The 17,351-nt window shown below is 73.1% G+C and carries 15 protein-coding genes and 1 pseudogene; 10 read left to right on the top strand and 6 right to left on the bottom strand.

What is annotated here, in order from left to right; translation table 11 throughout:
• Window positions 1-85 precede the first annotated feature (85 nt).
• Complete coding sequence (locus ACWZEH_RS22025; protein WP_456192835.1) at window positions 86-838, top strand: hypothetical protein; 753 nt, start codon at window positions 86-88, stop codon at window positions 836-838.
• A gap of 56 nt (window positions 839-894) precedes the next feature.
• Here the strand turns inward: ACWZEH_RS22025 and ACWZEH_RS22020 are convergent, their stop codons facing one another.
• Window positions 895-2,064 carry an adenylate/guanylate cyclase domain-containing protein gene (locus tag ACWZEH_RS22020; protein ID WP_456192834.1) on the bottom strand — a complete coding sequence of 390 codons (1,170 nt, stop codon included), beginning with the start codon at window positions 2,062-2,064 and terminating at the stop codon, window positions 895-897.
• A 357-nt stretch (window positions 2,065-2,421) separates the two neighbouring features.
• Window positions 2,422-3,330, bottom strand: coding sequence for a biotin--[acetyl-CoA-carboxylase] ligase (locus ACWZEH_RS22015; protein WP_456192833.1), 909 nt, complete (start codon window positions 3,328-3,330; stop codon window positions 2,422-2,424).
• A gap of 264 nt (window positions 3,331-3,594) precedes the next feature.
• On the opposite strand from ACWZEH_RS22015, the gene ACWZEH_RS22010 reads away from it, so the two are divergent.
• From ACWZEH_RS22010 to ACWZEH_RS21995, 4 genes are all read left to right on the top strand, one after another.
• Entirely contained in the window at window positions 3,595-5,199 is a 1,605-nt protein-coding gene (locus ACWZEH_RS22010; protein WP_456192832.1) for an acyl-CoA carboxylase subunit beta, read from the top strand.
• Between the two features lie 16 nt (window positions 5,200-5,215).
• Window positions 5,216-5,425, top strand: coding sequence for an acyl-CoA carboxylase epsilon subunit (locus tag ACWZEH_RS22005; protein WP_456192831.1), 210 nt, complete (start codon window positions 5,216-5,218; stop codon window positions 5,423-5,425).
• 138 nt (window positions 5,426-5,563) lie between these two features.
• Complete coding sequence (gene mmpB / locus ACWZEH_RS22000; protein WP_456192830.1) at window positions 5,564-5,692, top strand: morphogenic membrane protein MmpB; 129 nt, start codon at window positions 5,564-5,566, stop codon at window positions 5,690-5,692.
• A 78-nt stretch (window positions 5,693-5,770) separates the two neighbouring features.
• A complete protein-coding gene (locus ACWZEH_RS21995) occupies window positions 5,771-6,397 on the top strand; it encodes a Maf family protein (protein WP_456192829.1) in 627 nt (208 codons plus the stop codon).
• Here ACWZEH_RS21995 and ACWZEH_RS21990 read toward each other — a convergent pair.
• Window positions 6,366-6,801: pseudogene (locus ACWZEH_RS21990) on the bottom strand (hypothetical protein). The gene ACWZEH_RS21995 and the pseudogene ACWZEH_RS21990 sit on opposite strands and share 32 nt — an antisense overlap.
• 364 nt (window positions 6,802-7,165) lie before the next feature.
• Here ACWZEH_RS21990 and ACWZEH_RS21985 point away from each other — a divergent pair.
• Window positions 7,166-8,938 (top strand): acetyl/propionyl/methylcrotonyl-CoA carboxylase subunit alpha, encoded by a 1,773-nt coding sequence (locus ACWZEH_RS21985; protein WP_456192828.1) that lies wholly within the window; start codon window positions 7,166-7,168, stop codon window positions 8,936-8,938.
• Between the two features lie 74 nt (window positions 8,939-9,012).
• Here ACWZEH_RS21985 and ACWZEH_RS21980 read toward each other — a convergent pair whose 3' ends face one another.
• Both ACWZEH_RS21980 and ACWZEH_RS21975 read right to left on the bottom strand, forming a co-directional pair.
• Window positions 9,013-9,975, bottom strand: coding sequence for a DeoR/GlpR family DNA-binding transcription regulator (locus tag ACWZEH_RS21980; protein ID WP_456192827.1), 963 nt, complete (start codon window positions 9,973-9,975; stop codon window positions 9,013-9,015).
• 230 nt (window positions 9,976-10,205) lie between these two features.
• Window positions 10,206-11,654: an NAD(P)H-quinone dehydrogenase gene (locus ACWZEH_RS21975; protein ID WP_456192826.1), complete on the bottom strand. Its 1,449-nt coding sequence runs from the start codon at window positions 11,652-11,654 to the stop codon at window positions 10,206-10,208.
• A 110-nt stretch (window positions 11,655-11,764) separates the two neighbouring features.
• On the opposite strand from ACWZEH_RS21975, the gene ACWZEH_RS21970 reads away from it, so the two are divergent.
• The 3 genes from ACWZEH_RS21970 to ACWZEH_RS21960 all read left to right on the top strand — a co-directional run bounded on the left by ACWZEH_RS21970 (window position 11,765) and on the right by ACWZEH_RS21960 (window position 15,018).
• On the top strand, window positions 11,765-12,253 hold the full coding sequence (locus tag ACWZEH_RS21970; RefSeq protein WP_456192825.1) for a gamma-glutamylcyclotransferase family protein: 489 nt from the start codon (window positions 11,765-11,767) through the stop codon (window positions 12,251-12,253).
• A gap of 169 nt (window positions 12,254-12,422) precedes the next feature.
• Window positions 12,423-13,247, top strand: a complete 825-nt coding sequence (locus ACWZEH_RS21965) for a purine-nucleoside phosphorylase (protein ID WP_456192824.1) — start codon at window positions 12,423-12,425, stop codon at window positions 13,245-13,247.
• Window positions 13,248-13,359: 112 nt separating this feature from the next.
• On the top strand, window positions 13,360-15,018 hold the full coding sequence (locus tag ACWZEH_RS21960) for a phospho-sugar mutase (RefSeq protein ID WP_456192823.1): 1,659 nt from the start codon (window positions 13,360-13,362) through the stop codon (window positions 15,016-15,018).
• A gap of 391 nt (window positions 15,019-15,409) precedes the next feature.
• On the opposite strand, the gene ACWZEH_RS21955 is transcribed toward ACWZEH_RS21960, so the two are convergent.
• The gene (locus ACWZEH_RS21955; protein WP_456192822.1) at window positions 15,410-16,204 is read right to left on the bottom strand and encodes a PH domain-containing protein; all 795 of its coding nucleotides are present in this window, start codon (window positions 16,202-16,204) and stop codon (window positions 15,410-15,412) included.
• Window positions 16,205-16,349: 145 nt separating this feature from the next.
• Here ACWZEH_RS21955 and deoC point away from each other — a divergent pair, with 145 nt between their 5' ends.
• Window positions 16,350-17,348 carry a deoxyribose-phosphate aldolase gene (gene deoC, locus ACWZEH_RS21950; RefSeq protein ID WP_456192821.1) on the top strand — a complete coding sequence of 333 codons (999 nt, stop codon included), beginning with the start codon at window positions 16,350-16,352 and terminating at the stop codon, window positions 17,346-17,348.
• Window positions 17,349-17,351 lie beyond the last annotated feature (3 nt).

Genomic DNA, 17,351 nt, shown 5'->3' with positions numbered 1-17,351 from the left:
CGCTCCGGCCCCGCTCCGTACGGGAAGGCCTAGCGTGCGAGGCACCGCGACGCGTGGGGGCGCGTACGCGGGGGGAGGAATCATCATGCCGACGAACACGCCGACCAGAGCGACCGGAGCGCCCGGATCAACTGTCCCGACCGGCCCGGCGGAGTCCCGGTCCACCGGGCCGGAGGCGGCCGAGGGAGCACCGGCGCACACCGGATTCGCCCTCTTCAGCGCACGTGTCCGGGGCCGCCACCGCAAACCCCGCTCCCAAAAGCTCCTGCCGGCCGCCGGCGGACTGGCGCTGACCGCGGGCGCCCTGAGTCTCGTACGCCTGGCGTCCGGCCCTGGCCCCACCGACATCGGCGCCGGGACCGGCCCCCGGCCGGTCGCCCCGGCCCCCTCGGCCGCGACGAGCCCCGGCGCGGACGGCACGGGCGGCACGGGCGACAGCGCTGCTCCGGTGTCCCCGGCCGCCCCGGGGGCCGGCCCCTCCTCGCCCACCGCCCTGGGCGGTCGGAGCGCGACGCTGCGCGTCCCCTTCGCCCCGGGCGGCACCGTCGCACCGACCGCCGTCACACCGCCCCTCACCGCCGCGAAGACCCCCAGCCCCCCACCGGACGCACCGGGCGCCCCGCAGCCGCCGGCCCCCACCGGGGCCCCGTCGGACGACCCCGCTCCCCCACCGGCCCCTGCGGACCGCACACCGCCGCAGCCGAAACCGCCGCCCCCGGACCGGCAGGCACCACCTCCGCCGCCGCACCGGCCGGGCGAACCGGACGACAACGCCCCCGTCCTCTGCGTACCGATCATCGGCCTGTGCGTGGGCGGCGGCCCTGGCCTCAAGGACTGAACCACCAGGGGCCGCCCCACAGGCCACCCGCCCAGGGCCGTCGGGCGAGCACCGCTTCAAGGCCTCTGGGGATCGTCCCGGCGCGTGAGCAGCCACGGCTCGACCACACCCAGGCCACGTACCGGCCGCTGCCACATCGGCTGCAGCCCGAAGCGGTACGTCGGCGGTTCCTCGCCCTCCTTCTCCGCCTCGGCCGCCTCCTCGGCCGCCGCCGCCTCGGAGGCGGGCGCGTCACCGGTGCGGATCAGTTCCTCGGCGAAGGCGGTGTCGACGAGCACGGCGTCCCGAGGGGCTATCGAGGTGAGCCGGGAGGCGAGGTTCACCGTCGTACCGAAGACATCGCCCATCCGGGTGGTGACGGTGCCGAACGCCATGCCGACCCGCAGCTCCGGCATCGTCTCGTCGTTCGCCATGGTCTCGATCAGCCGCAGGGCGATCTCCGCGGCCGTTCCCGCGTCGTCGGCGGCGTAGAGCACCTCGTCACCGAGGGTTTTGATGAGCCGCCCGCCGCGCGCGGCCACCAGGTCGGCGGCGGTCGTCTCGAAGGCCTCGACGAGTTCGCCGAGCTCCTCCTCCTCCATGCGCCGGGTCAGCCGCGTGAACCCGACGAGGTCGGCGAACGCGACGGCGAGCCGCCGGTCCACCATCTCCTCGTCGTCGGCGGCCTGGAGCACCCGCCCGGCCGAGGCGGCGAGCTGCCGCCGCCAGACGTAGACGAGGAACTCCTCCAGCTCGGGCAGGAGCAGCTCGATGATGGGGTACGTGACCTCGGTGCGCGTCATGCCCAGCTCGGGCGGCTCGGTCAGCCCTTCCAGGAAGGAGTCGATCTGCCACTCGGCCAGTCGCGCGGTGGTCTGTCCCGTGGACCGCGCCACCTGCACGGCCATGGCCTCGCTCAGCAGCCCCGCCTCGACCAGACCGGCCAGCCGGCGCAGCGCCAGGACGTCGGCCTCCGTGAACGCCTTGGCCTGCCCGACGTCGGCGAACCCCATGGCCCGCCAGAACCGTGTGGCCAGCTCCACCGTGACGCTGGCGCTGCGGGCCGCCTGGAAGGGGGTGTAACGGCGCTCGGCGCCCAGGATGAGCTGTTCGAGACGCAGAGCGAGCGGGTCCTCGCCGTTGTCGGCGGGGCGGGAGTCGTCCCCCCGCTCGCGCGAGGCCGAGGGTGGCGGAGGCTCCGCGCGGCCCTGCGCTTCCGTTCCGGAGCCCGAGTCGTCGACGGTCACGCGTTGCTGCCCTTCCGATCTGCCACGGCCATGTCTCGACCGGCCTCAACTCTACGGCAGGTGTGCGCCAGCTCACTCCGTTCGGTCGTGCCCGCAAGTGGCACGACCGGCACACCCGGCATCGGGGTACCCACCGTACGCATCCGCACCCGCACCCGCGTGCGCCCCTCACCCGCCCCGGGCCGGCGGGGCTCAGGGGTCCTTGCACCATGAGCGCCCGATGAGGCCGCGTGGTCCGGTGCCGTGCGTCGCAAGGCGCCACAGAGCCCTCGTAGCGGGACCACCAGGGCTTTTCGGCAACGCGGCGAGGTGCGGTGCCGGGCCGCGCGACCCGGGCGGGCACAGTGCAAGGACCCCTTACGGAACGACGGGGCGTACGTGCACGATGTCGCCCGCTCCCACCGGTTCCTGCATCCCCTCCTCCGTGGCCAGCACCAGGCGCCCGTCCCCGTCGACGGCGACCGCCTCGCCCAGCAGTACCCGGTCCCCCGGCAGTTCGGCGCGCACCACCCGCCCGAGGGTCGCGCACCCCGCCGCGTACGTCTCCTGCAGGCCGCTCGCGAACGGGTCGCCGCCCGCCGCCCGCCAGCGCCCGTACCACTCCTCCAGCGACCGCAGCACGCCCCGCAGCAGCGGGTCCCGGTCCGTGGTCACCGCGCCGGCCAGCGCCAGCGACCCGGCGGTGGGCACCGGCAGTTCGTCGGTGCGCAGGCTGACGTTGATCCCGACGCCGATCACCACCCCGTCGTCCCCGGCCCGCTCCGCGAGGATTCCGGCGGCCTTGCGCTCCTCTCCGCCGACGGTGACGAGAAGGTCGTTGGGCCACTTCAGGGCCGTGTCGACGCCCGCCGTCCGGGACAGTCCGGTGGCCACCGCGACGCCGGTGAGCAGCGGCAGCCAGCCCCAGTGGGCCACCGGCACCTCGGTGGGCCGGAGCAGTACGGAGAAGAAGAGACCGGAGCGGGCCGGCGCCGTCCACTGCCGGTCCAGGCGGCCCCGCGCGGCGGTCTGCTCCTCGGCGACGAGCACGGACCCCTCGTCGGCCGTCCCCTGGTCGGCGCGGGCCACGAGGTCGGAGTTGGTGGAGCCGGTGCGCTGCACCACGTCGACCTGCCGCCACAGCCCGCCGTCACGCACCAGGCCTCTGCGCAGGCCCGCGGCGTTCAACGGCGGGCGGTCGAGATCGGACCAGCGTCCCGACCCGCCTTTCGGCCCGGGCGGGAGGTCCGGGCCGGTCGCGCCTTCGTCATCCGGTGACTTCGTCATGCGGCCACCCTAGGTACGACGTCCCGCGCACCGCAGCGGGGACGGGCCGGAAGACCGGGTCACGAGACCGGGTGACCGGGGTGCGGCCGCGAGGCCGGCCCGGTGCGGACCACCGGACTGGATCAGGGCGGATCTCAGCCCGTTCCCCACTCTGTGAAGGGGAAAGCAGTGTGGGATAGACCGCACTGCCGATCCCGGAGGCCCCCACTACGCTACGGATGAGTAACCGTCCCCCCTTTTGAGCAGGCAGGGAGCCGTATCCCGATGTCCGAGCCGGAAGTGCAGCAGCCCGACATTCACACGACCGCGGGCAAGCTCGCGGATCTGAGGCGTCGCATTCACGAGGCGACGCACGCCGGTTCGGAACGTGCCGTGGAGAAGCAGCACGCCAAGGGCAAGCTGACGGCCCGGGAGCGGATCGGCCTGCTGCTCGACGAGGGGTCGTTCGTCGAACTGGACGAGTTCGCCCGGCACCGTTCCACCAACTTCGGGCTGGACGCCAACCGTCCCTACGGCGACGGTGTGGTGACCGGCTACGGCACCGTCGACGGCCGCCCGGTCGCCGTGTTCTCGCAGGACTTCACGGTCTTCGGCGGGGCGCTGGGCGAGGTGTACGGACAGAAGATCGTCAAGGTCATGGACTTTGCCCTGAGGACCGGCTGCCCGGTCGTCGGGATCAACGACTCCGGCGGCGCCCGGATCCAGGAGGGCGTGGCCTCGCTGGGCGCCTACGGCGAGATCTTCCGCCGCAACACCCATGCCTCCGGGGTGATCCCTCAGATCAGCCTGGTCGTCGGCCCGTGCGCGGGCGGCGCCGTCTACTCCCCGGCGATCACCGACTTCACGGTCATGGTCGACCGGACCTCGCACATGTTCATCACCGGCCCGGACGTCATCAAGACGGTCACCGGCGAGGACGTCGGCTTCGAGGAGCTGGGCGGCGCCCGCACCCACAACTCCACCTCGGGCGTGGCCCACCACATGGCCGGCGACGAGAAGGACGCCATCGAGTACGTCAAGCAGCTGCTGTCGTACCTGCCGTCCAACAACCTCTCCGAGCCCCCGGCGTACCCGGAAGAGGCGGACCTCGCCGTCACCGACGAGGACCGGGAGCTGGACACGATCGTCCCGGACAGCGCGAACCAGCCGTACGACATGCACACGGTGCTCGAGCACGTCCTGGACGACGGGGAGTTCTTCGAGACGCAGGCGCTGTTCGCGCCGAACATCGTCACCGGGTACGGGCGGGTGGAGGGCCGTCCGGTCGGCATCGTCGCCAACCAGCCGATGCAGTTCGCCGGGTGCCTGGACATCACCGCCTCCGAGAAGGCGGCCCGTTTCGTGCGCACCTGCGACGCCTTCAACGTGCCGGTCCTGACCTTCGTCGACGTGCCCGGCTTCCTGCCGGGGGTCGACCAGGAGCACGACGGCATCATCCGGCGCGGCGCCAAGCTGATCTTCGCGTACGCGGAGGCGACCGTCCCGCTGATCACCGTCATCACCCGCAAGGCCTTCGGCGGCGCCTACGACGTCATGGGCTCCAAGCACCTGGGAGCCGACCTCAACCTGGCGTGGCCCACCGCGCAGATCGCGGTGATGGGCGCGCAGGGCGCCGTCAACATCCTGCACCGCCGCACCATCGCCGAAGCGGAGTCCGCCGGGGAAGGAGAAGGGGCGGCCACCCGTGCCCGGCTGATGCAGGAGTACGAGGACGCGCTGCTCAACCCGTACGTGGCGGCCGAGCGCGGCTACATCGACGCGGTGATCATGCCGTCGGACACCCGTCGGCACATCGTCCGCGGGCTGCGTCAGCTGCGGACGAAGCGGGGCTCCCTGCCTCCGAAGAAGCACGGCAACATCCCTCTCTAGGCCTGTTGGAGCCACCATGACGATCAAGGTCGTACGGGGCAACCCGACCCCGGAGGAGCTGGCCGCCGCACTGGCGGTGGTCCGGGTGCGCGCCGCGGCGGCGTCCGCCGTGCCGTCCGGCGCGCCCGCTCCCCGCGACTCCTGGTCGGACCCGTCCCGCATCGCCGGCCACCGCCTGCCCCAGCCGGGGCCGGCGGCCTGGTCGCGCACATACTGGCCGGGCTGAGCCGCGGCCGACGCCAGGGGCGCGAGGCTGTCCCGATGTGCGGCTCCGCCGCGTGGGCGCACGGCACCGCGTCCCCGCGCCCCAACATGAGTACCCGTACTCAGGCGCCCTCCCCCGGCTCAGCCCCACGCTGGTGGAATGCTGTGGTCCGACCCCGAGAACGAGCCGCCGGAGGAACTGCGTGACACGCAGGAGATGCTGCGGCGGCTGGGCGTTCTCGTGGCGCTGGCCATGGTCCTCGCGATGATCGTGATCGGCGTGCGGTGAGACGCGCCGCAACCGGCCCCGGGTCTTCGCGGGGCGTTCGGACACGCCGGTGGGCGGACGCCCCGATACGCTGATCGCATGACAGATCAGCCTCGCCGTCGGCTCGTGCTCGCCTCCCAGTCCCCCGCCCGGCTCGGGCTGCTCCGCCAGGCCGGGCTCACCCCCGAGGTGATCGTCAGCGGAGTCGACGAGGACGCCGTCACCGCGCCCACCCCGGCCGAACTGGCCCTCGCCCTCGCCGAGGCGAAGGCCTCCGTCGTCGCGGCGAAGCCGGAGGTCCTCGGCGCCCTGGTGATCGGCTGCGACTCGGTGCTCGAGCTGGACGGCCGGGCCCTCGGCAAGCCCGCGGACGCCGAGGAGGCCACCGCCCGCTGGAAGGCGATGCGGGGCCGCGCGGGCGTCCTGCAGACCGGTCACTGCGTCTACGACACCGCCGGGGACGGCAGCCGGTACGCCTCCGCCACCGCGTCCACCGTCGTCCGCTTCGGAGACCCCTCGGACGAGGAGATCGCCGCCTACGTCGCCTCCGGCGAACCGCTCCATGTCGCGGGGGCCTTCACCCTGGACGGCCGCTCGGCCCCGTTCATCGAGGGCATCGACGGCGACCACGGGAACGTCATCGGCATCAGCCTGCCCCTGGTGCGGCGCCTGCTGGCCCGGCTGGACGTGGGCATCACTCAGCTGTGGGCGCCGCGGGAGGGGTGAGCGGGGAGCTGCCGGCGCCGTCGGGGTCGTACGTCATCAGCAGCAGCACGATGAGGGCGAGCACCACCATCGTGCAGAGGAACGCGGACGCGCCGACCAGCCCCCACGCGAAGGCGCCCAGCAGCGCGTGCATCACGGCGGCGCCGATCAGCAGGACCCGGCCCGGAGGGGACGCGGTCGCGCAGGGCGGCCAGCAGCGCGACGAGGCCGCACAGGGCGAGGTACAGCCCGAAGACGATGCCGCCGGCCTTCGAGGACACCGACATCGTGTGCGGGTCGAGGCCGGCCAGTGACATGTCCTGCCGGTCGACGACGGTCCCGAGGAGCCAGTTCAGGGCACCGATGCCGAGCCCCTCGGCGAAGAGCGCCAGTGCCACGATCCACGCCACCGGTCTGCGGGCCACCAGCCCCCACCCACTTTCGAGCACGACCGCGGTTACCCCGGGTACGTTCGAGACGGCGCGAACGTTACTGGCAAGTAAAGTCAGGAACAAGGGCCCCGCGACCGGCAAAGAATCATTGGGCCATTCGTAGGGACTCGACAAAAAAACGGAGTGGGCCGCAGCACGCTCTCACAGAGACCTTGACCACATGGGAGGGCTAGGGTTTCCCGGAGGAGTCTTGCGTACCAAGGTGCGACATGGGATTTCGCGGGTCGAGCGAGCCTCGGATCACGCTCCGTGTGGGCAAGCTCACCAGTGGGGACGGGTCGTAGTGCCGTGTCGGCAGTCCCTAAACTCGGCTTGTTTCAAGGAGGGAGCCTCAATCGTGCGCAAGGTGCTCATCGCCAACCGTGGCGAAATCGCTGTCCGCGTGGCCCGGGCCTGCCGGGATGCCGGTATCTCGAGCGTGGCCGTCTACGCGGACCCGGACCGGGACGCTCTGCATGTCCGCGCGGCGGATGAGGCGTTCGCCCTGGGCGGTGACACTCCCGCGACCAGCTACCTCGACATCGGCAAAGTCCTGAAGGCCGCCCGCGAGTCGGGGGCCGACGCCGTCCACCCCGGCTACGGCTTCCTCTCCGAGAACGCCGACTTCGCCCAGGCGGTCCTCGACTCCGGACTCGTCTGGATCGGCCCGCCGCCGCAGGCCATCCGCGACCTCGGCGACAAGGTCGCCGCCCGCCACATCGCCCAGCGAGCCGGCGCCCCCCTGGTGGCCGGTACGCCCGACCCGGTGTCCGGCGCCGACGAGGTCGTCGCCTTCGCCGAGGAGCACGGCCTGCCGATCGCGATCAAGGCCGCGTTCGGCGGTGGCGGCCGCGGTCTGAAGGTCGCCCGCACCCTCGAAGAGGTCCCGGAGCTGTACGAGTCCGCGGTCCGCGAGGCGGTGGCCGCCTTCGGCCGCGGCGAGTGCTTCGTCGAGCGCTACCTGGACAAGCCGCGGCACGTGGAGACCCAGTGCCTGGCCGACCGGCACGGCAACGTGGTCGTCGTCTCCACCCGTGACTGCTCGCTGCAGCGCCGCCACCAGAAGCTGGTCGAGGAGGCCCCGGCGCCGTTCCTGTCCGACGAGCAGGTCGCACAGCTGTACTCGTCCTCGAAGGCCATCCTGAAGGAGGCCGGTTACGTCGGCGCCGGCACGGTGGAGTTCCTGGTCGGCCTCGACGGCACGATCTCCTTCCTGGAGGTCAACACCCGTCTCCAGGTGGAGCACCCGGTCACCGAGGAGGTCGCCGGCATCGACCTGGTGCGCGAGATGTTCCGCATCGCCGACGGCGAGGTCCTCGGTTACGACGACCCGCCGCTGCGCGGCCACTCCTTCGAGTTCCGGATCAACGGCGAGGACCCGGGCCGCGGCTTCCTTCCCGCCCCCGGCACGGTCACCACGTTCGCCCCGCCGTCCGGTCCGGGCGTGCGCCTGGACGCGGGCGTCGAGTCCGGGTCGGTCATCGGCCCGGCCTGGGACTCCCTGCTGGCCAAGCTGATCGTCACCGGCCGCACCCGCGAGGAAGCGCTCCGGCGGGCCGCCCGCGCCCTGGACGAGTTCCAGGTCGAGGGCATGGCCACCGCCATCCCGTTCCACCGCGCCGTGGTCCGGGACCCCGCGTTCGCCCCCGAACTCACCGGGTCCGAGAACCCGTTCACGATCCACACCCGCTGGATCGAGACCGAGTTCGTCAACGAGACCAAGCCCTTCACCGCCGGCGCGGACGCCGAGTCCGAGGAGGAGGTCGACCGGGAGACCGTCGTCGTCGAGGTCGGCGGCAAACGTCTCGAGGTCTCCCTGCCCGCCTCGCTCGGCATGTCGCTGGCCCGCACGGGCCTCGCGGCCGGGGCCAGGCCCAAGCGCCGGGCGGCGAAGAAGTCCGGCCCCACGGCCTCGGGCGACACCCTCGCCTCCCCGATGCAGGGCACCATCGTGAAGATCGCGGTGGAGGAGGGCCAGGAGGTCAAGGAGGGCGACCTCGTCGTCGTCCTCGAGGCCATGAAGATGGAACAGCCCCTCAACGCCCACCGCTCCGGCACCGTCAAGGGCCTGAGCGCGGAGGTCGGCGCGTCCGTCACGTCCGGCGCGGTCATCTGCGAGATCAAGGACTGACCCGTACGACACATCGGGCGCCCGGCGGACCTGCCTGGTCCGCCGGGCGCCCTGTTGTCACGGGCTGCCCCCGCTCACCGCCTGCGCAGGTCCGCGACCCGTGCCCGCTCCGCGCTCTGGGCCTGCTCGGCCGCCCCCAGGCCCACCGCCGACCGCAGCCCCGGCCGCTGCCGGCGCGGCCCCGGCAGCGGCACGTCCCGGTGCTGCTGCTGCCGTGCCGGGGCCCCGTCACCCCCCGGGCCCGCGGCACCTCCCGGCGCTCCGGCCACGGCGATCTGGACGCCCTGGTCGGCGAGGGCCTGCAACTCGGTGCCCGCGCGGTCGTCGTGCGCGGGCGGCTCGTCCGTCACCAGGCGGGTGATGAGGTCCGTGGGCACGGTCTGGAACATGGTGTCCGTGCCGAGCTTGCCGTGGTCGGCGAGGACCACCACCTCCGCGGCGGCCTGCACCAGCGCCCGGTCGACGGAGGCCGACAGCATGTTGGACGTGGACAGCCCGCGCTCGGCGGTCAGCCCGCTCCCGGAGAGGAACGCCCTGGACACCCGCAGCCCCTGGAGGGACTGTTCGGCACCGCTGCCGACGAGGGCGTAGTTCGAACCGCGCAGCGTACCGCCGGTCATCACGACCTCGACCCGGTTGGCGTGCGCCAGCGCCTGGGCCACGAGCAGGGAGTTGGTGACGACGGTCAGCCCGGACACCCGGGCCAGCCGGCGCGCCAGCTCCTGCGTGGTGGTGCCCGCGCCGACCACGACGGCCTCGCCCTCCTCCACGAAACTCGCGGCGAGGTCGGCGATGGCGGTCTTCTCGGCGGTCGCGAGATGGGACTTCTGCGGGAAGCCGGACTCTCGCGTGAAACCACCCGGCAGTACCGCACCGCCATGCCGGCGGTCGAGGAGTCCTTCTGCCTCCAGCGCGCGCACGTCCCGCCGTACGGTCACTTCGGAGGTCTGGACGACGCGGGCGAGCTCACGGAGCGACACGGCCCCGTTCGCTCGCACCATTTCGAGGATCAATTGGCGACGTTCTGCAGCGAACACGAAACTGACAGTAACTCCAGCGACCGTCTGCTTTCAGCACTTTGCGCTGAATAGCAGAAGTTGTTCGCACACCCGACCGTCAAGTGGTATAAGCGCCAAGTGATGGCCTGGTCGCATCGCCCGCGCCGCACGCACACTCCCAACTCTCCGTGACGAAGAGGGAGTTGACGGATGCTGGTGGGGCATCGACGGGGTCCGTGGAGCGTCGGCCGGCAGCCGGGTCCGGTCCGTCAGGCCTCCCCGGTCACCTTCCGTGTGTGCAACTGCCGTGCCACCTCGGCGATCGATCCCGACAGCGAGGGGTACACGGTGAAGGCGTTCGCGATCTGCTCGACCGTCAGGTTGTTGTCGACCGCGAGCGAGATGGGGTGGATCAGTTCCGAGGCGCGCGGCGCGACCACGACGCCGCCCACCACGATCTCGGTGCCCGGCCGGCAGAAGATCTTGACGAATCCGTCGCGGATGCCCTGCATCTTCGCGCGGGGGTTGCGCAGCAGCGGCAGCTTCACGACCCGCGCGTCGATCTTGCCCGCGTCGACGTCGGCCTGGGTGTAGCCGACGGTGGCGATCTCGGGGTCGGTGAACACGTTCGACGAGACGGTCTTCAGGTTCAGCGGGGCGACCGCGTCGCCCAGGAAGTGGTACATGGCGATGCGCCCCTGCATCGCCGCCACCGACGCCAGCGCGAAGACCCCGGTGACGTCACCGGCCGCGTACACGCCGGGGGCGCTGGTGCGGGAGACCCGGTCGGTCCAGATGTGCCCCGACTCGCGCAGCCTGACTCCGGCCTCCTCGAGCCCCATGCCCGCGGAGTTCGGGACGGCGCCGACGGCCACCAGGCAGTGCGACCCGGTGATGACCCGCCCGTCCGCGAGGGTCACCTCCACCCGGTCCCCGACCCGCTTGGCGGACTGCGCGCGCGAGCGCGCCATGACGTTCATGCCGCGTCGGCGGAAGACGTCCTCCAGCACCACGGCGGCGTCCGGGTCCTCACCCGGCAGCACCCGGTCGCGCGACGACACGAGCGTCACCTTCGAGCCCAGCGCCTGGTACGCGCCGGCGAACTCGGCGCCGGTCACACCGGATCCGACCACGATGAGTTCCTCGGGGAGCTCGTTCAGGTCGTACACCTGGGTCCAGTTCAGGATGCGCTCGCCGTCCGGCAGCGCGTCGGCCAGCTCGCGCGGCTTGCCGCCGGTGGCGACGAGCACCGCGTCGGCGGCCAGCGTCTCCTCGCTCCCGTCGGCGGCCCGGACGACGACCTTGCGCGAGCCGTCCAGGGCCTGCATGCCCTCGAGCCGCCCGCGGCCGCGCAGCACCCGCGCACCGGCCCGCGTCACGGACGCCGTGATGTCGTGCGACTGGGCCAGGGCGAGCCGCTTCACCCGGCGGTTCACCTTCCCCAGGTCCACGCCCACGACCCGGGCGGCCTGCTCCTCGGGCGGGGTGTCGTCGGCGACGATGATGCCCAGCTCCTCGTAGGAGGAGTCGAAGGTGGTCATCACCTCTGCCGTGGCGATCAGGGTCTTCGACGGCACGCAGTCGGTGAGGACCGACGCGCCGCCCAGGCCGTCGCTGTCGACGACGGTCACCTCCGCGCCGAGCTGCGCGGCGGCCAGCGCCGCTTCGTATCCGCCGGGTCCGCCACCGATGATCACGATCCGAGTCACGTACTCCATTGTCCCGCACACCGCACCGGGCGACCGCCCCGGGGGTCCGGCCGTGGCCCCCCTGTTACCGGACCTGTTGCCCGAGTGGCCCGCGGTGCGGCTGCCGTACGCTCTCCAGCATGTCGCTCTACGCCGCCTACGCCGGCAACCTCGACGCGCGGCTGATGTCCCGCCGTGCCCCGCACTCGCCGCTGCGCGCCACCGGCTGGCTCAACGGGTGGCGCCTGACCTTCGGGGGCGAGAACCGGGGTCTGCCCCGGTCGGACGGTCCCGACGGCGGCCTCCCGGCCGAGGACGGGAGCGGGAACGGGGCCCTCGCGACCATCGTCGAGGACCACTTCGCACAGGTCTTCGTCGCGCTGTACGACATCACCCCCGTGGACGAGGAGTCCCTCGACCGCTGGGAGGGCACGGGCCTGGACATATACCGGCGCATCCGCGTCCGCGTGCACACCCTGGACGGCGAGGAACCGGCCTGGACGTACGTCCTGAACACCTACGAGGGCGGCCTGCCCTCGGCCCGCTACCTGAGCGAGGTCGCCGACGCGGCGGAATCCGCCGGCGCGCCCCACGACTACGTGATGGAACTGCGCAAGCGCCCCTGCTGACCCCGGCCGCGCACCCCTCGCGCCCCTCGCGCCCCTCGTGCGAACCCGCTCGTACGAGGCCGCGCGACGGAGTCGGTCACGTTCTCGCCGGAAACGACAAGGCAACGATCGCGAGCCCGTGGGCTTCGACATCTACGCGCGTAGGCGAACACCGGCTACTCTCATCCGCGTGAACGCTTCTCTTCTTCCGGACGACATCCAGGGCGACCCCCACGCCGCAGCCGACGCGGCAGCCGCGCGCCTGCGCGAACTCACGGGCGCCGAGACCCACGACGTCGCCCTCGTGATGGGCTCCGGCTGGGCCCCGGCCGTGGACGCCCTCGGCGCCCCCGACGCCGAGTTCCCGGTCACCGAGCTGCCCGGTTTCCCGCCGCCCGCGGTGGAGGGCCACGGAGGCACGGTCCGGTCCTACCGCCTCGGCACCAAGCGTGCCCTGGTCTTCCTGGGCCGCACCCACTACTACGAGGGCCGCGGCGTGGCCTCCGTCGCGCACGGCGTCCGCACCGCCGTCGCCGCCGGCGCCAAGACGGTCGTCCTGACCAACGGCTGCGGCGGCCTGCGCGAGGGCATGCGCCCCGGCCAGCCGGTCCTGATCAGCGACCACATCAACCTCACGGCCACGTCCCCCGTCGTCGGCGCCAACTTCGTCGACCTCACCGACCTGTACTCGCCGCGTCTGCGGGCGCTGTGCAAGGAGATCGACGCGAGCCTGGAGGAGGGCGTCTACGCCCAGTTCCCCGGCCCGCACTACGAGACCCCGGCGGAGATCCGCATGGCACGGGCGATCGGGGCGGACCTGGTGGGCATGTCGACGGTGCTCGAGGCCATCGCGGCGCGGGAGGCGGGCGCGGAGGTGCTCGGCATCTCCCTGGTCACCAACCTCGCCGCCGGCATGACCGGCGAGCCCCTCAACCACGAGGAGGTCCTCCAGGCGGGCCGCGACTCGGCCACCCGGATGGGCACCCTCCTCACCCAGGTCCTGGGCCGCCTGTAGGGGGAGAAGAACCCCTTCAGGGCCCCTCCACGGGACCTGTGGGCCCCGTCCCGGGCCCCCTCCGCGGGGCGGGGCGACGACGCAACCAATTCTTCGAGAGGCTGACCGACACGTGCACGACGACCTGACCACTCGCGCCCGCACCTGGCTCGCCGAGGACCCCGACCCCGAGACCCGCGCGGAACTCGCGGCGCTCCTCGACGCCGAGGACGTCGCCGAACTCACCGCCCGTTTCGACGGCACCCTCCAGTTCGGCACCGCGGGCCTCCGCGGCGAGCTGGGGGCCGGACCCCGGCGGATGAACCGCGCCGTCGTCATCCGCGCAGCCGCCGGCCTCGCCGCGTACCTGAAGCGGCACGGGCACACCGACGGCCTGGTCGTGATCGGCTACGACGCCCGTCACAAGTCGGCGGACTTCGCCCGCGACACCGCCGCCGTCATGACGGGCGCCGGCCTGCGGGCCGCCGTCCTGCCCCGGCCCCTGCCCACGCCGGTGCTCGCCTTCGCCATACGGCACCTCGGCGCGGTCGCCGGGGTCGAGGTCACCGCCAGCCACAACCCGCCCCGCGACAACGGCTACAAGGTGTACCTCGGCGACGGCTCCCAGATCGTCCCCCCGGCGGACGCGGAGATCGCCGCCGAGATCGCGGCCGTCGGATCCCTGGACGACGTGCCCCGCCCCGACGCCGGCTGGGAGACCCTGGACGACTCCGTCCTGGACGCCTACCTCGCCCGCACGGACGCGGTCCTGGCCAAGGGTTCCCCCCGGACCGCCCGCACGGTCTACACGGCGATGCACGGCGTCGGCAAGGACGTCCTGCTCGCCGCCTTCGCGCGCGCCGGTTTCCCCGAGCCGGTCCTGGTCGTCGAGCAGGCCGAGCCCGACCCGGACTTCCCCACCGTCGCGTTCCCCAACCCGGAGGAGCCCGGCGCGATGGACCTGGCCTTCGCGACGGCCCGCGCGGCCGAGCCCGACCTGGTCATCGCCAACGACCCGGACGCCGACCGCTGCGCCGCGGCCGTCAAGGACACCACCGCCGCCGGGGGCGTCGACGGGGACGGGAGCTGGCGCATGCTGCGCGGCGACGAGGTGGGGGCGCTGCTCGCCGCCCATCTGGTCCGCCGCGGGGTGAGCGGCACGTTCGCCGAGTCGATCGTCTCGTCGGCCCTCCTGGCCCGCATCGCGGAGCAGGCGGGTCTGCCGCACGAGGAGACGCTGACCGGCTTCAAGTGGATCGCCAGGGTCGAGGGCCTGCGCTACGGCTACGAGGAGGCGCTGGGCTACTGCGTCGATCCGGACGGCGTGCGCGACAAGGACGGCATCACGGCCGCCCTGCTCCTCGCCGAGCTGGCCTCCGGACTGAAGGAGGAGGGCCGCACCCTCCTGGACCTCCTCGACGACCTCGCCGTGGCCCACGGCCTGCACGCCACCGATCAGCTCTCCGTCCGCGTCGAGGACCTGTCCCTCATCGCGGACGCGATGCGCCGGCTGCGCGAGAACCCCCCGGCCGAACTGGCCGGCCTGCCGGTCACCGGGGCCGAGGACCTGACCCGGGGCACGGACACCCTGCCGCCCACCGACGGCCTGCGCTACACCCTCCGGGGCGCCCGCGTCATCGTCCGCCCGAGCGGTACGGAGCCCAAGCTGAAGTGCTACCTGGAGGTCGTCGTCCCGGTCGCCGGGCGGGGCGGCCTTCCCGCGGCCCGCACCGGGGCGGCGACCCTGCTGACCGCGATCAAGCGGGACCTGAAGGCGGCGGCCGGCATCTGAGCGGGAGCCTCCGGCCGGCCCCGGGAAGACACGCGGGAAAGCATCAGGAGGGGCCGCCGATACGGCGGCCCCTCCTGCGTGCCGCCCCGAGGCCTGCCCGGCGGAGCAGGCCGCGGGCGACCGCCGGTGTCCGGTCGGCCGGTGCGGCCGGCCGCGGGGTGGGACGAGTGACGGCGACGCAGCCCCGGTGCCTCCGCCCCGAAGAGCTCGCCGAAGGGCGGGCCGCCCCGGCGACGCCCGGCACGCACTCCCCCGAGCCCTGGGAGCAGGAGGAGGCCGGCCGCGTCGCCGGAGCGCCTTGCGACCGCACGCACCGGACGGCCGCGGGCCCGTCCTCCGGGCGGACGACGGCGGGAACCGCGTCAGCCGGGCCCCAGCCGCTCGGGGCCCCTCAGCCGAGCGCCAGCAGGACCGCCAGCAGCACGGCGCCGGCCAGCGACGGGGCGATGATCTCGTAGGCCCACCGCACGCTCGCCTCACCCTGGGCGTGCGCCTCGCCCGCGTTCCTCTCGTGCAGCTCACGCAGCTCGTCCATCGAGCCGTCGGTGCCCGTCCGCTCGCCTCCGCCCGGCCGGTCCGAGGCGGAGCCCACGCGCCGGGACCCGCCGTTCACGCCTCCGCCGCGGGAGGCCTCGGCACCCAGCGCGGCACCGTCCGAGGTCTGCGGGAACCGTCGTGCCGCCTTCTTGCGTGCCCGCAGCGACACGGGCAGGGCCCACAGCTGGTACTTGGTGCCGGCGTCGGAGAAGACCTCGTTGGTGTAGCCGGAGCGCAGCGAGGAGACCTGTCCCCAGGGCAGCACGATCGTGCGGAACGGGTTGCGGACGCGCAGCCTGTCCTCGTTGGCGTACACCGCGGGGACCAGGGTGTAGGCCGCCACCAGGGGCACGAGGAACAGCAGCGCGGCGAGCGCGAGCCACGGGGCGTCGCCCTCGCCGACGAGCAGGGCGTCGACGCCGAGCCAGCAGGCGAGGCCGAGGATCAGCACACCGCCGGCGAACCCCGAGGTCGACCGGTACACCCGGTCGGCGTACTTGGGCTCCGAGCCCGCCGAGGGCTCCGCGGGATCGGCGGCAGCGGCGGACCCGGCGGAGCCGGTGCCGTCCTTCGCCCCCTCGGCGGGCTCGGTGGACCGCGCGGGCTCGGCGGGCTCCCGGTCGGACGGCTGAGGCTCGGGGGTCGTCATGCCCCCGATTCTGCCCGACGCCCGTACCCGCACCGGCAGGCGGTGGGCGGGGGCGGGCGGAAGCCGGGCGGGGCCCGCCCCCGTCGTTGAACGGGCTGGAGGGCTGTACAGCCGCTACGCGCGTAGATATGCTCGGCTGGTGACCATGTCCTCCACTGCACCCTCCTCCCCCAAGCCCTCGCCGGCGCCCGAGCGGGGCGGTGCCCCCGCCGCGCTGAGCGACGTCACCGCGTCCGACAGCACGCTGCGCCGCTTCCTGCACGGGCTGCCCGGTGTCGACGCGGTCGGCCTGGAGGCGCGTGCCGCCTCGCTCGGCACCCGCTCGATCAAGACGACCGCGAAGGCGTACGCCATCGACCTCGCCATCTCGATGGTCGACCTGACGACGCTGGAAGGCGCGGACACCCCGGGCAAGGTCCGGGCGCTCGGCGCGAAGGCGGTCCGCCCCGACCCGTCCGACCGCACGGCCCCCGCCACGGCCGCGGTCTGCGTCTACCCCGACATGGTGGCCACGGCCAGAAAGGCCGTCGCCGGCTCCACGGTCAAGGTCGCCTCCGTCGCCACCGCCTTCCCGGCCGGCCGTGCCCCGCTCGCCGTCAAGCTGGCCGACGTCCGGGAGGCCGTCGCCGCCGGTGCCGACGAGATCGACATGGTCATCGACCGCGGCGCGTTCCTCGCGGGGAACTACCGGAAGGTGTTCGACGAGATCACCGCCGTGAAGGAGACCTGCGGGGCGAGCGCCCGGCTGAAGGTCATCTTCGAGACGGGTGAGCTGTCGACGTACGACAACATCCGCCGGGCGAGCTGGCTCGGCATGCTGGCCGGCGCGGACTTCATCAAGACCTCGACCGGCAAGGTGGCGGTGAACGCCACGCCCGCGAACACGCTCCTGATGCTGGAGGCGGTCCGCGACTTCCGCGCGCAGACCGGGGTCCAGGTCGGTGTGAAGCCGGCCGGCGGCATCCGCACCACGAAGGACGCGATCAAGTTCCTCGTCCTCGTCAACGAGACCGCCGGCGAGGACTGGCTGGACAACCACTGGTTCCGCTTCGGTGCCTCCTCGCTTCTGAACGACCTGCTGATGCAGCGCCAGAAGCTGGCCACCGGCCGCTACTCCGGCCCCGACTACGTGACGGTGGACTGATCA

Source organism: Streptomyces yamdrokensis, assembly GCF_053890455.1.
The sequence above is the reverse complement of the archived record's forward strand: the minus strand, read 5'-3'. Positions and strand labels throughout refer to the sequence as shown.